This window comes from cyanobacterium endosymbiont of Epithemia clementina EcSB (assembly GCF_029919255.1).
GTDB lineage: Bacteria > Cyanobacteriota > Cyanobacteriia > Cyanobacteriales > Microcystaceae > Rippkaea.
Map to the genome: position 1 here is coordinate 448,714 of NZ_CP123991.1, position 14,402 is coordinate 463,115.

11 protein-coding genes are annotated in these 14,402 nt (G+C 37.9%); 2 read left to right on the forward strand and 9 right to left on the reverse strand.

Annotation, left to right across the window (positions count from 1 at the left end; all coding sequences use genetic code 11):
* Positions 1-4: 4 nt before the first annotated feature.
* The 5 genes from P3F56_RS01425 to P3F56_RS01445 form a co-directional block, all read right to left on the reverse strand.
* Positions 5-772, reverse strand: coding sequence for a M15 family metallopeptidase (locus P3F56_RS01425; RefSeq protein WP_281152987.1), 768 nt, complete (start codon positions 770-772; stop codon positions 5-7).
* Positions 773-2,763: 1,991 nt separating this feature from the next.
* A complete protein-coding gene (locus tag P3F56_RS01430; RefSeq protein ID WP_281152988.1) occupies positions 2,764-4,155 on the reverse strand; it encodes a malic enzyme-like NAD(P)-binding protein in 1,392 nt (463 codons plus the stop codon).
* A 324-nt stretch (positions 4,156-4,479) separates the two neighbouring features.
* Positions 4,480-5,910, reverse strand: a complete 1,431-nt coding sequence (locus tag P3F56_RS01435) for an NAD(P)(+) transhydrogenase (Re/Si-specific) subunit beta (RefSeq protein WP_405054761.1) — start codon at positions 5,908-5,910, stop codon at positions 4,480-4,482.
* Between the two features lie 6 nt (positions 5,911-5,916).
* A complete protein-coding gene (locus tag P3F56_RS01440; protein WP_281152989.1) occupies positions 5,917-6,204 on the reverse strand; it encodes an NAD(P) transhydrogenase subunit alpha in 288 nt (95 codons plus the stop codon).
* A gap of 107 nt (positions 6,205-6,311) precedes the next feature.
* Positions 6,312-7,469, reverse strand: a complete 1,158-nt coding sequence (locus P3F56_RS01445; protein WP_281153675.1) for a Re/Si-specific NAD(P)(+) transhydrogenase subunit alpha — start codon at positions 7,467-7,469, stop codon at positions 6,312-6,314.
* A gap of 588 nt (positions 7,470-8,057) precedes the next feature.
* On the opposite strand from P3F56_RS01445, the gene modA reads away from it, so the two are divergent.
* Positions 8,058-8,825, forward strand: a complete 768-nt coding sequence (gene modA / locus P3F56_RS01450; protein WP_405054771.1) for a molybdate ABC transporter substrate-binding protein — start codon at positions 8,058-8,060, stop codon at positions 8,823-8,825.
* 27 nt (positions 8,826-8,852) lie between these two features.
* Here the strand turns inward: modA and obgE are convergent, their stop codons facing one another.
* The 4 genes from obgE to P3F56_RS01470 form a co-directional block, all read right to left on the reverse strand.
* Positions 8,853-9,839 (reverse strand): GTPase ObgE, encoded by a 987-nt coding sequence (obgE, locus tag P3F56_RS01455; RefSeq protein ID WP_281152991.1) that lies wholly within the window; start codon positions 9,837-9,839, stop codon positions 8,853-8,855.
* A gap of 86 nt (positions 9,840-9,925) precedes the next feature.
* Positions 9,926-10,624 carry a Mo-dependent nitrogenase C-terminal domain-containing protein gene (locus P3F56_RS01460; protein ID WP_281152992.1) on the reverse strand — a complete coding sequence of 233 codons (699 nt, stop codon included), beginning with the start codon at positions 10,622-10,624 and terminating at the stop codon, positions 9,926-9,928.
* Positions 10,625-10,735: 111 nt separating this feature from the next.
* A complete protein-coding gene (locus tag P3F56_RS01465; protein WP_281152993.1) occupies positions 10,736-11,335 on the reverse strand; it encodes a L,D-transpeptidase in 600 nt (199 codons plus the stop codon).
* Positions 11,336-12,006: 671 nt separating this feature from the next.
* Positions 12,007-12,390 (reverse strand): lipocalin/fatty-acid binding family protein, encoded by a 384-nt coding sequence (locus P3F56_RS01470; RefSeq protein ID WP_281153806.1) that lies wholly within the window; start codon positions 12,388-12,390, stop codon positions 12,007-12,009.
* 73 nt (positions 12,391-12,463) lie between these two features.
* On the opposite strand from P3F56_RS01470, the gene P3F56_RS01475 reads away from it, so the two are divergent.
* Positions 12,464-13,951 (forward strand): iron uptake porin, encoded by a 1,488-nt coding sequence (locus tag P3F56_RS01475; RefSeq protein ID WP_342637177.1) that lies wholly within the window; start codon positions 12,464-12,466, stop codon positions 13,949-13,951.
* The last annotated feature ends 451 nt before the right edge of the window (positions 13,952-14,402 follow it).

The window sequence follows — 14,402 nt, forward strand, 5'->3', positions numbered from 1 at the left end:
CCTTTTAGTTAGAAGAGGTTTGTTGTAAATTTCTAGCCCTATAAAAAGTCTCTAAACTTTCTTGATCTCCCACATATCGCCAGTGCCAGGGTTCATAACTAATGCCTTGGTGGTTATCAGGCGGAAAAGACAGCTCAAAACTGTACTTAGCAGCATTATTTTTTAGCCAGCTAAAAGCGACTGTTTTCTCGAAATCATGGCTTAAATGGGTAGCAGGAGTTTTAGCATCGCCAATATCTACTGCATATCCAGTATGGTGTTCACTGTAGTTAGGGGGTGCACTCACTTCAGCACGTTCACTAGGATTTTGGTTCCGTTGCCGTTGGATTTCAAAAAATAAGTAATTTTGTTCAGAAACTGTCCTAAATCCTGAAATAGGAGTCAGAATAACACCCTGATATCGAGCTGCCTTTTGCATCTCTATAAATTGCTCAGCTGCATTATGGCGCAATCGGACGCGTCCGTCAGAAGTAATTGCTTTTAATTTTGAGATGGGAGCTTGTTTATATTCTAAATGTCCAAGAACATTTTCTAATGGCTCTGGAGAAGGATTAACCACTGGAATCGATTTGGGGGCAGGAGAAAGTTTAACCGAGGTTGCAGAAGATGAGGATGTGGTTGATGGTGAGGACACTAGACGCATGAAGAAAGCTCCCCCTAAAATTAGGATGGGCCCTATTCCTAGGATGCTTCGCATTAACAATCTTCGTTTTGATTGTATTTTGGCTTGACTGATAGAAGTTTCCCTTAAAGCTTCTGGAATATCATTCATGTCATGATCGTATGATTAATAGTTCATTGAACATTGTTGATGTATTATCGTTTTTTGTCTACTCTCACATTTGCCAATTTTCTAGGAATTTTCAATTCGGTATAGCATATTGACAACAATGAGTAAATCTGTCGATCATAATCTTATTCAGTCCCTCAATAAATGGCGGATAGTTTTATTGAACATTTGGTTGAGTTCTTTCTGTTATTAGTTCGAATTGAGAAACCCCTATATTAAGAAATATTAACTTTAGAAAAAATCACTGTTTCTTTGTCTCTATAGTTAACTTTAAATTTTCCTGACTGCTTATAAAAAAATTTATTGATAAAAATCAAGTAAAATATTCAATAAAAAGCAAAAAAACAATTAATATATCTGTTTATCTAAACTATTCATGAGGAAAAGTTGAGCATTTGAGTACAGTTTTTAGAAACAATTGAATCTATTCCCATTTTTCAACTATGAACATCCTTGATTTCGAGGCTGTTTCTCTAGCTAACTTCATTGAATCCGACAAAATAACAGCTAGAAATACCATCACTTAAGTTCTAAAAATATTGAGTAACACAATCTCAATTTAAATTATTTTACGATAGGCTTTATTAAGCAATCTTTGTCTGAGATGAAACATATCAGTTCTCAAATTTATTGGGGATAAAATCCAGGAATGTTAGCGGGAGTTGCTTATGTTTTTAACAAATAATTTGATTTTACTGAAGTTCCTAACCTTAGCTGGTTCAAAGATTAATGTAAAAAATATATCAGCAACTAAAGACCCAATCACTATTACTAACTTTTTCAAAGTTAGTAATAGTGATTGGGTCTTTGAACATCGATGAATATACTTATGGTTTTGTTATCAAAAACAGCCATTATAAAGCTAGTATTAACTCTCATAATTTAACCTATATTGCTAAGAAATCTATAGATAGATTAGCCCATCCGTTGCCGTTGAATCAGTTTTTATCAGTCTAGGCTCATATACTAATGGAGCAGTTAAATTTCTGCGGCTTTATGTGAGGTTTCGCTGTAAAAATAAACTTGTGAACGATTATTAGGAGCAAAAACAATTTGAAGTTTTTGCTGATTCTGTCTAAAACATTACAGTTGTATTCGATAGTTTACAAGGAAAGATTAAGAGATATACAGTTTATCCTAATCCTATACTAGAGTTCTGTCAATAAATATCAAGAATAGGAATTGGCGAATTTAAAATTGCTATCTCAGAGAGCTTTTTCAAAAAAATAAATTAGAAGTCTTTTTAGTTGTCAAATAAATTACTAATGTTTCAGATTTTTTTAAAAATATCTACTTTTTTAAATTTGAGAGAGCCAAAGCAACTGCTAGTTTCTTATTTCTTTGGAAGGGTCTAACCTAGATTTGGATAAATTGCGATCTTGTACTCAATATTTCAACCCCGCTGCGTGTATTCATTATTGTAGCACGGGCGTTTATTTCAACTTTTTAGTCTTGATATTAAGTGTTTTTAAGGATGTTGAGGTGATTATTACACCTACAACCCCTTGTGTAGCCTCGCTATTAAGACAAGAAACAATGATAATTCATTTCTTATAAATTATCATTAGCTCCAATTTTAGAGCGATTTACTCAACCCCTATTTTTTATTAGATTACCTGTATTATTATTTTTAGTTTCATGGACTAATCAATTACTTTTGAGGGGTCAATTGATTGCTGCACCCTATTAAAGCTCTTCCATAAAATGGATTGCTTAATCTCTGCAATAGAAATTAATGCAAATAGAATACATTTAAGATTAGTAAATCTTAGAGCTATTAACTATAATTTAATCTGATATTTATCCAGCAAAGAAATCAGTAAATAAATACAAATATAAGCAATGTTAAAAAGATAAAATCTTGTCATTGTAAGCAATAAAAAATAATCAAAGTATTTTTGTTACAAGGTTGATTGAGAATCAAATAAATGGGGAAATAAAATATTTTAATCATCCCCTGCATTTTTAGATAATTATTCGAAAGCTACTCCATCTTGACGGGCTGCGCGACAAACCGCCTCCGCAACTGCTTGATAAACCCTTTCATCAAACACTGAAGGGATAATATATTCACGTTCAAGTTGGCTAATATCAACCAAAGACGCTATCGCCTTAGCTGCTTCTAAACACATATGCTCAGTGATAGTTTTAGCGTGACAATCTAAGGCTCCACGAAAGATTCCAGGAAAGGCTAACACATTGTTAATTTGGTTGGGATAATCACTACGTCCAGTGGCTACAACTGCTACATCATCACTCATTAATTCTGGTTGAATTTCTGGGATGGGGTTGGCCATGGCAAACACAATTGGCTCACTAGCCATGGATTTGACCATTTCTAGTGTCACTACCCCTGGCGCGCTCACGCCCAAGAATACATCAGCCCCCTGCATGGCATCTACTAAAGAGCCACTGGTATTAACGGCAAATTCCTGTTTTTGAGGGTTTAAATCAGTGCGGGAATGGGAGACAAGTCCTTTGGAATCACATAACCAAATAGTAGTGGCTCCAGCAGTGCGTAATAAAGCTGCGATCGCTACTCCTGCAGCTCCAGCCCCATTAATCACAATTCGTACTGTTTCTAGGGACTTTTGGACTATTTTTAGGGCATTAATTAATGCCGCTAGACTGACAATAGCCGTTCCATGTTGATCGTCATGAAAAACGGGAATATCTAATTCTTGTCGCAGCCGCCGTTCAATTTCAAAACAACGAGGGGCAGCAATATCTTCTAAGTTGATCCCTCCAAACACTGGAGCAATGCGTTTAACAGTTTCAATAATTTCTTCAGTTTCCTGGGTGGCCAAACAGATGGGAAAAGCATCAACATCAGCAAATTCTTTAAATAACATGGCTTTTCCTTCCATGACAGGGAGGGCAGCTTCTGGACCTAAATTCCCTAATCCTAGGACTGCACTTCCATCAGTAACAACTGCGACGGTATTTTGCTTAATGGTCAAGTTAAACACTTGAGAGTGATCGCGGGCGATAGCGTTACAAATACGTCCAACCCCTGGAGTATAAGCCATAGCCAACTCAGCTTTGGATTTTATGGAAATACGACTGGTGACCATAATTTTTCCCTTGCTGTGGAGCTCAAAAGTGCGATCAGAGACTTTGAGGATTTTAACGTTAGGAATTTCTCGAACTGCTGCTACAATTTCCTCCGCGTGTCTTTCACTCGAAGCATCTACCGTAATTTCCCTTTGGGTAATTGCACGAGTATGTTCAAGTAAAGAAATTTCTCCAAAACTCCCTCCTGCTCCGGCTATTGCCTGAGTAACGTTGGAAAAAGTTCCTGCTATGTTGGGAAGTTCAATAGTTAACGAGATACTATAACTTGGATTGGGATTGAGATTTGCCATATTTAGAAGAGGTTAGGGGTTACGAGTTATGAGGCAGAAGCCAGAAAGACCAGTGTACTAGGTACAGTTTTAGGAAACATATTTCAAGACAACGATCATGGATTGTAAGTTAATGAGACGACCTCTTCTTTCAAGAAGAACATAGTTAACTCATAATTTGGAGAAACATAAAAAATTATTTGCGTTACATTAAATCAAATTACTGTTAAAGATCTATCTTCAACTTATTTATTTTTCTCTATCAGCTATTTTTTTGTTCATGAAATGCAGTGAACAGTCCCCAGATCAGAAGGGAACAACTGTTCACCAATCAACAAAAACAGTTTATAGTTGCTTCACCTGAGCAACTAACTGGGATAGCATGTCTTGCGCGTTGCCAAAAAGCATCATGGTTTTGTCTTCGTAGAAGAGTTGATTATCTACACCAGCAAATCCAGTGCTAAGACCTCGCTTAATGACGATAGTATGATGGGCTTTGTCTACTTCGAGGATAGGCATTCCGAAAATGGGACTGTTCTGATCGCTTTTGGCAGCAGGATTAACCACATCATTCGCCCCGATTACCAAGGCAACATCGACAGTATCAAATTCAGGGTTAATGTCTTCCATATCATAAAGTTGATTGTACGGGACATTTGCTTCAGCTAACAGCACGTTCATGTGACCAGGCATTCTTCCGGCAACAGGATGAATGGCGTATTTAACTTCTACACCCATTTTTTCAAGTTGATTAGCCAATTCGCGCACAGTGTGTTGTGCTTGCGCTACTGCCATTCCATAACCAGGAACAATTACTACGGAACGGGCGTATCCTAACATCATTGCTCCTTCTTCAGGATCAATGGAGTGAACAGTTTTATCAGCTGTTTCCCCAGAACTTTCACCAGTAACAGTGCTTGTACCACCGAATGCGCCAAAGAGAACGCTTAAAAGGGAACGGTTCATGGCTTTACACATGATTTCCGTTAAAATAATCCCTGAAGCTCCTACTAACGCCCCTGCAACTATAAGCATATTGTTCATTAAAATAAACCCCGCAGCACTAGCAGCTAAACCAGAGAAGGAGTTTAAGAGAGAGATAACCACGGGCATATCACCACCCCCAATGGGGAGCACAAATAATACCCCAAAGATGAGTGAGACCAAGACCAATCCCAAGAAAATAGTGATGTTGGTGGGATCTAAAAAAAGATAAACACTACCGAAAATAAAGCTAAGGAATAGCAGGAGATTAAATGGCTGTTGTAAGGGAAAGGTAATAGGAGAACCACTGACTAACCCTTGTAATTTCCCAAAAGCTAGTAAACTTCCAGTTAGGGTAATACCGCCAATGAAAACCCCTAAAATTGCCACGATAGTCGCGTCAACCGGGATAGTCTCCCCAACTTCCAATAACCGCCAAAATTCTCCAACGGCAATTAAGGCACTGGCTGCTCCCCCCAACCCGTTAAAAATACCTACCATTTGGGGCATAGCTGTCATAGCAACTTTTTGGGCAGTAATTCCCCCGATAAGGGAACCAATTACCACACTAATTAAAATCATTTGATAGTTAACCACTGACTGATTAATCATGGTGGCAACAATAGCCAACAGCATTCCGACTGAAGCAATAATGTTACCCCGACGGGCAGTTGCCGGAGATCCCAGTTGTTTTAACCCTATAATAAAAAGGGCGGCGGCGGTTAAATAGGCCAATTCAATACCAGTAGTTAATCCTGACAGAATATCCTTAGATAAGGTGGTATCGTTCACAGTTATCTATGCTCCCTTCTTTTTAAACATCTGCAACATACGGTCAGTCACTAAAAAACCACCCACAACGTTAATGGTAGCGAGGACAACGGCAATTAAGCCCAAAACAACAGTAAGACTCCACTCTTTAGGACCAGAAATCAATAACGCCCCAACAACAGCAATACCTGAAATTGCATTAGCCCCTGACATTAGAGGAGTATGCAGAGTGGGGGGAACTTTATTAATTACCTCAAACCCGACAAATGAGGCTAAAACGAATACCACTAAACCAACCAACAGTCCAGTTGTCATAAATAATTTCACTCCTAAGCAGGATTCAGGATTACGATGTTGAGATAAAAAAACTCTAAACTTGATCTGTTAAAATTGTCGCTTTTTTCCTTCCCGATAGGCTAATTTTAGGCTTTTACAAAACTAGATAGAGCTTCTTTTACTTTGGGATGGCGCAATTGTCCTTCGTGAGTGACACAAGCTCCATCAATTATGTCATCGTCGAAATTCAACTGCATTACTCCGTCTTTAACCAGGTATTTCACAAATGTCAAGAGATTCTTTGCATAAACTTGGCTGGCATCAACGGGAAGACTAGATGGTAAGTTCAAGGGACCAATCACATGAACTCCGTTGTAACAAACATTTTTTCCAGGTTCAGTACAAGCGCAGTTACCTCCACGATCAGCCGCAATATCGACAATAACCGAGCCTACTTTCATTTCTGCGACCATTTCCTCAGAAACGATAAGGGGAGCTCGTTTTCCTTGAACTTGAGCAGTTGTGATCACTACATCGGACTTTTTAACATGCTCAGTTAATACCTGACGGATAAGTTCTTGGGTATTTTGGGTGACTTCTTTGGCATAACCCCCTGTGGTAGTAGTATTTTCCTGTATAGGAATTTCCACAAATTTAGCTCCAACACTTTGTACTTCCTCTTTGACGGCGGGACGAATATCAAACGCTTCTACTAAAGCTCCTAAACGACGTGCAGTGGCGATGGCTTGTAGTCCGGCAACTCCTGCCCCAATCACTAAAACTTTGGCGGGCGGAATGGTTCCGGCCGCTGTTGTCATCATTGGAAACATTCGTGGCAGAGAAGCTGAAGCGATTAGAACAGATTTATAACCGGCAATATTTGCTTGAGACGACAAAGCATCCATACTTTGAGCGCGACTAGTACGAGGGATTAACTCCATGCTAAAGGCAGTGATTTGACGCTGTGCCAATTCTTGAATTTTTTCTGGGTTTCCCAGGGGATCAAGAAAACTGATTATCTTAGCTCCTGATTTAAGCCAATCCATTTCCATTTTTCCATGCTGTTCCCCTGGAGGAGCAACTTTGAGGAGGATATCTGCTTTTCCCCATAATTGTTCTGGAGAACTAATGATCTGTGCTCCGGCTGCTGTATATTCAGCATCGGTAAAATGACCTCCGAGTCCTGCCCCCGATTGAACTAATACTTCAAACCCTAATTTGATAAAACGAGCGACGGTATCGGGAACTAGAGCTACTCGCAATTCTCCTATTTCACTTTCCTTGGGAACAGCAATTTTGATCATGCTTAACCTTCCTTCTATACTGTTATCGGTTAAAAAGGGCGTTGCTAGTATTTTGAGGGTTATCTCTTGGTTAAGAGCAAACCTTAAACCCTTCTTCTTTTTTGAAGACTTTTGCTTCATAAAGTCTAGCAAAACTTGATTCTTGTTTTCCAATCAATTTAAGTAATCACACTTTGATTTCAGTATTAAATAAACTTTAATTTTGGTTTTATCTGTATAGATTACCATCTATACAGATAGGTGTAACTATAACTTGATGATTTGAGCCAATATTTTTTTCTCATTAGAATAAATCTGTAATTAAATTTAATAAATGCAAACTAATTAATTTAATTTTTTCCAGAAAAAGCTACATTCCTTGTTGTTTATTCACAATAAAACAAGTATAAATCAATAACTTAAAAGTTATTGATTTAAGCAAGATATGTTATTATTGATTTTAAAGGCAAAGATTACTTAGTCTTCATAAAAAGTAATTTTTTTGCTAAATTCTTTTAAAGAAGAAATACTATTTTCTACTTTTTTTGTTCTCAAACACATAACTTGTCAAGTTAATTATTTTAGGAGATTAAAAAATAAATTATGATCATAAATAGAAGAAAATTTATAGCTTTTAACTTGGCAATTTTGACGACGGCTTGTACAAACAAAAAACAACATAAAATTGATTTAACTATCTCAGCTGCATCTAGTGTTCAAGATGCAATGAAAGATATTCGAGTCCTTTATCGAAAGGAAACCCCAAATGTTAATATTAACTATAATTTCGGTTCTTCTGGTTCGTTGCAGCAACAAATTGAACAGGGTGCGCCAACTGATGTTTTTCTTTCTGCAGCTCCTAAACAGATGAATGCTCTGCAAAGAAAAAAGCTATTGTTAACAGAAACTCGACAAGATTTACTAAAAAATAGAATTGTTTTAATTACTCTTAAAGAGACAGTTAATAATGTAACTTTTAATAACTTAAACAAGGCTGAGTTTAAAAAAGTTGCTTTAGGAGACCCAGCCAGTGTTCCTGCCGGACAGTATGGAAAAGAAGTTTTAAGTTCCTTAGAACTATACAAAAAAATTGATTCTAAGTTAGTTTTCGGAAAAAATACCCGTCAGATTTTATTTTATGTAGAGACAGGTAATGTTGATGCAGGATTAGTTTATGAAACTGATGTCAGAGTTTCTGATAAAGTTAAAATAGTAGATATAGCTCCTGAAAGTTATCATTCTCCAATTATTTATCCTATTTCTGTCATTAGACAGAGCAAACATCCAGAAGAAGCTAAAAAGTTCACAGAGTTTCTTTTTAGTGAGAAAGTAAAAAATGTTTTTAAGAATTATGGATTTAGCTTAGTTAAAGATTAAAGCAATGAGAAATCGATAAATCTTTTCCTAATCTAGGGTTTGCCAAACGATTTGAAGAAGTTCCTCTAATCTCGTTCGTGTTACTGCAGAAATAGTGATAATTGGGGATGAATTAAGATTTCCCAATTCTGTTTTAATGGTTTGAATAGTTTCTTCATCTGCCGCATCTACTTTATTAAGAGCAATAATCTGGGGCCGATCGCTTAATCCTCTACCATAAGCGTTTAATTCTTCTTGAATAATCTGATAATCAGCGATCGGATCGATAGAAGTTACATCTACTAAATGCAATAACAGACGAGTTCGTTCAATATGACGCAAAAATTCATGTCCTAACCCGACTCCTTCATGAGCCCCTTCAATTAACCCTGGAATGTCCGCAAATACTGTCCCGTCTCCTGTAGGTTTACGCACCACTCCTAAATTGGGAACCAGAGTAGTAAAAGGATAGTCAGCAATTTTAGGACGTGCTGCCGACAATGCAGCCATCAAGGTAGATTTCCCTGCATTAGGTAAGCCGATAATCCCCACTTCGGCTAGTAATTTTAGTTCGAGACGCAACCAGCGATGTTCTCCTGGGAGTCCATCGAGAGCATAGTCAGGGGCACGATTTTGGTTACTGAGGAAGTGTTTATTGCCCAATCCTCCCTTACCTCCAGCCACTACACAGAGTATTTGTCCCTTTTCTATCAAATCTCCCAAAATTTCTTCTGTTTCCAGATCGTAGATAATAGTTCCACAGGGAACTTCTATTATACAATTTTTGCCATTAGCTCCTGTGCGGTTGCTAGGTCCGCCTCGCTTCCCATCATCGGCCTTAAAATTACGTGAATAAGAGAAGTCCAGTAAAGTTTGTAAGTTTGAATTGGCTACGAGAATAACTGAGCCTCCCCATCCCCCATTACCTCCTGCCGGTCCTCCAGCAGGAACATATTTTTCTCGTCGGAAGGCAACTATACCATCCCCTCCTTTGCCTGCTTCAACTTCAATCTCAGCGCGATCAATAAATTGCATAAAAATTATCGTTGTAAGTTCTTATCTGTACCCTTCTTAAGGGTCAACACCCGTCGACCCCTATCTAAGTTTATCGTTTACTTTTTTTAAACGTACTCTGAAATATCCTCTTTACAATCATCAGACAAATAGCATAAAGCACGAAAACGCAACCCGACTAATTGTTCATAGAGGGGGTTAAGCTTACATAAAGCAGGAATATGAACAATTTTATGTCCAAAAAGCTTAACGTCTCGCTCAAAGGGACATTGAGAAGGGACCATTTTACAAATAAATCTAGCAAGGCGAGGGTCATTAATATCCATTCCATCGAGCCAATCCTTGAGGGGATGTAGGAGATCGGGATGGGGATGAGGAGGACTTGATAAAGAAACAGCTGCCCCGTCAGCCTGTGCTTGTGAGTGTTCGTTCAGAGAACTGCACAAGGTATGTTCTAGGGATTTGAGGGCTTCTACCTTGAGCCCTAAAGCATCGCTAAACTGATGCAATAACTCAGCTTCGGGGGGGGAGTAAATTCCATCGGCAATTGCCACTAAAACGGCAGTTCTTAAGAAATTTTCGGCAGTATTTTCGTCAGGACCTAGTGCTCTGGCTAATTTTTTAGGAGTGATCGCTTTGAAAGCTACATCCGTTATATTGTCTAAAGCTAAATCATGAGTGAGTTGAGAGATTAAATCTTGTTCTTCGGGATCATAATGCCCGTCAGCCCAGGCAATAGTTAGTAAACCTCGTAACCAAGCAGAAATTTGAGTTTCAGTGTAAGAAGATTGAGCAACGCCAGCCATAATAATATTCTAACTAAACACATTAAGCGAGGGATAGAGACAATTAATTGCACGATGAACAATTAGTTTTTTCTATCTCCCTCCCTTACGAGTTTAACTTTGCGCGTCACCCTATGGTTGAACAATCACCGGAATTCCTTTATCTACCAATTTAAATAAAGCTTTTACATCAGCATTTCTCATCCGAACACAACCGTGAGAAACTGCTTGACCTATCAAATGTTCCCCAGGGGTTCCATGAAACCCAATATAATCCTTTCCGTTCGTCCAAAAGCCGATCCAACGTTCTCCGAGGGGACTGTTTGGCCCCGGCGCACTTATTTTCCCGTTCCAAGGATTTTCCCATTTTGGGTTTTTTATCATTTGAGTGATTTCAAATTTCCCTTGTGGGGTTTCCCACCCTTTTTTACCGATCGCTACTAGATAACTAGCTAACAGTTGATCATCTTGATAGGCGTAAACCTTACGCTCTTTTAATTTCAGTACTAAGCGCGTTGCTAATACTTTAATTTCTACCGGAGTTGTTTTGTCCATTGGGCTAGCTTCTTCTAAAATAGCTGGCGTAATGGAAAAAGTAGAGGTTTTTGTAGTTTCTGCCTTTGACAGTGCAGCTCCTTCATCTGCACCGACCTGCTTATTGATTAGGGAGGCAGGTATAAAAAGACTCCCACCAGCTAAGGCCAATGATATTGAAAGTTGTTTAAACTTCATTGTTTTTATGTAAACCACCAATAGTTGGTTTATAGGCAATAATCGTACTAGCTAACCAGTATTCTAGAAGATATCTCAGACAATAAAATCTAAATTGAATATTATTTTTCCATAGTTTTTTCTTGATGTTTCAAACTCCACTTCACCTGTCCATCTCCTAAGTGCGGTTTAACAATTGCGGTAATTCATGCCGTCCTAATTCCGTCATTCCGTAGACTTTTAAGAGAACGAGCAACGCAGAAATGGTGTCAATGATTTAGTTAGTAACTTCGCCTGTTGACTCCAAGGCAATATTCGTAATAAAAATTAAAGTTTTTGCTTCTCTAGTCGCTGATCTAACCATAGCCAATAGTTAATATTTAGCCAAGTTAGCTGTTAAATAATAAAAATTTAGTAAATATTGATAGAGAGCATATATAGGGAGTATAAATAGATATTGGTGGTATCGATCTAGTAAGAACAGCCTCTGATATTCGTGCAATAAAAAGCCTTTTATTGGTTTTATTTTAGCTAAATCTAGTTTCTTTCAAAATTCAGGATAAACGACGAAACAATAAAGTCTATCTGATTGAACAGATATACAGCATGGATTTTTCTTGATAAAACATAGTACAATAACGGCCGTTACAGAAAATTCCGGTGTGAGAGTTAATTTAAATAATGTTAAAGATTCAAAACATAGTCCAACTTCCCCTGGTCATCCTAGGAATTATGATAATAATTCCATCTAATTCCCAGGCTTCGTCTTCACCTAATTCATCTAATTCCCAGGCTTCGTCTTCACCTAATTCATCTAATTCCCAGGTTTCCTCTTTACCTAATTCATCTAATTCCCAGGCTTCGTTTTTACTTAATTCATCTAATTCCCAGGTTTCCTCTTTACCTAATTCATCTAATTCCCAGGCTTCGTTTTTACTTAATTCATCTAATTCCCAGGTTTCCTCTTTACCTAATTCATCTAATTCCCGGACTTCGTTTTTACCTAATTCATCTAATTCCCAGACTTCGTTTTCACGTAATTCCCAGAATCCGCCTTTACCCAAGTTTCCCGACAAGAACTTAAGACTACTAAAATCAAGGGATGGTTTACTAAATACGGTTAGTACTCGTGAGGAACAACAAACGCGAATTACTAATGTTGCGGACTTAAGAGATGTTTCCCCAGAAAATTGGGCTTATGACGCACTAAATTCCTTGAGAACGAAATATAATTGCTTTACGGGGTATCCTGATCTCACTTTGAAAGGAAACAAGAATCTATCCCGTGATGAACTTGTTAGTGCAATGGATTCCTGTTTACAAGCCATTGAGAAATTATCGAATGTAAATTCTGCAGTTACAAGACAGGATATAGAAAAATTAAAGAGGATGATACAAGAGTATGAGTCGGAAATTGCGGCTTTAGGAGCAAGAACGTACAATTCAGAATCACGGGTAGCATTTGTTGAAAATCATCAATTTTCCGTTACCAGTCATTTCAGTGGTGAAATGATCACAGGTTTAACGGGGGTCTTTCAGGGAGAGAAAAACGAAGGTACTGAAGACATCTTTAAGGTAACTAACATCGGGCATCGGGGACGACTGAAATTCAATACCACTTTTGATGGGAATGACTCACTATATATCCGTTTCACAACAGGGACTGCACCAGATTATTCTGACATTGCAGATACATTTGAAGGGAAATCAAGCTTTACACACCCTGATGAGAGTGATTTAGCTGTACAACTGATCATCTATAGTTTTGCACTTGCAGAAAATGTGCGGATGTTTGTTGAGCCAGTTGGAGGTGCTTTTGATGACTTCGTTCCCACCCTGAATTTCCTTGATGGGGATGCGGCGTTTGGTTCAATATCTGCATTTGGTACTCGTAACCCTGTTTATTATATGCCCGGGGGGCCAGGGATTGGTTTTCGAGGGCGAATTTTTAATGTGTTTGAATGGAGTGGAGGTTATTTAGCCAAGGATGGTGAGAGTCCTCGTTTAGGTGCAGGGATGTTTAATGGTCCCTATGGTGTGATGGGACAATTGGCTTATGAACCCCATGACGATTTTAAAATAGCGTTTACCTATTTGCATGGACATAACAATCTTGATTCAGGAACTGGTACTCAACGTTCTAATATGTACAAGTTTCTTGAGAAAACTTTTGAACACTTTGACGGTTCCCTTGACACGATTAATAACTCCTACAGAGTGGAATTTAGTTGGCATCTGAATGAGAAAATTGTCGTAGGTGCTTGGGGAGGCTTTACGACAACCAGAACCTTAGGGGCGATTAATTTAGGAAAAGATTTAGAACCCATAGGCAGAGGACAACAAAGGACGTGGAACTGGGCGGGAAATGTTAGTTTTCCTGATCTTTTTGTTGAAGGAGATACCGCCGGATTTATCATTGGGATGGAACCTTGGGTTGCTGAGTCCAATCTTAAATTCCCTAACGGGTTAAGAAATAATGACCGCAATAGTTCTTTTCATGTGGAGGCAATTTATCAATTTCCGCTCAATAATTATATTACAGTAACCCCTGGCGTAGTTTATATTAGTGCCCCCGATTTTAGCCACAGCAATAAGGGTTTAGTCATTGGAACGATTCGCACAACTTTCACTTTCTAATTATTGTAGATAATTTACCCATACCAATCCTTCTTGTAAAGAGAAAACTCAAAACAAAAACTAAAACTGAATTGTTATTGACGTTTTAAAGGTCTTGTAATTAGGGTAATTTTAGTTTCTGACAGTTAACTAGCCATTAACAATAATGTTAATGGCTAGTTAAGCTATGTTAAGATCTAGCAAGCTTTTGTTATCCTAAGTTCGGTAGAGCTAGAATGATTGCTGTTGTCTATTCTTTCCTCTTTACCGTGTTTTTAGTTTTGTCTGCGTTTAAAATTTTGTAAATACTACAGTATTTTATCAATTTCGATTGACTTATGATTCACAAAAAAAACGCTATCAGTTTTGATATATTCCCCATAGTCAACCATAAAAATAAAGAATTCTAGACTTTGCAATGTTGTGCGAAACCAAGGTCATAACTAATGTTTTCAGCATTACTATGTACATA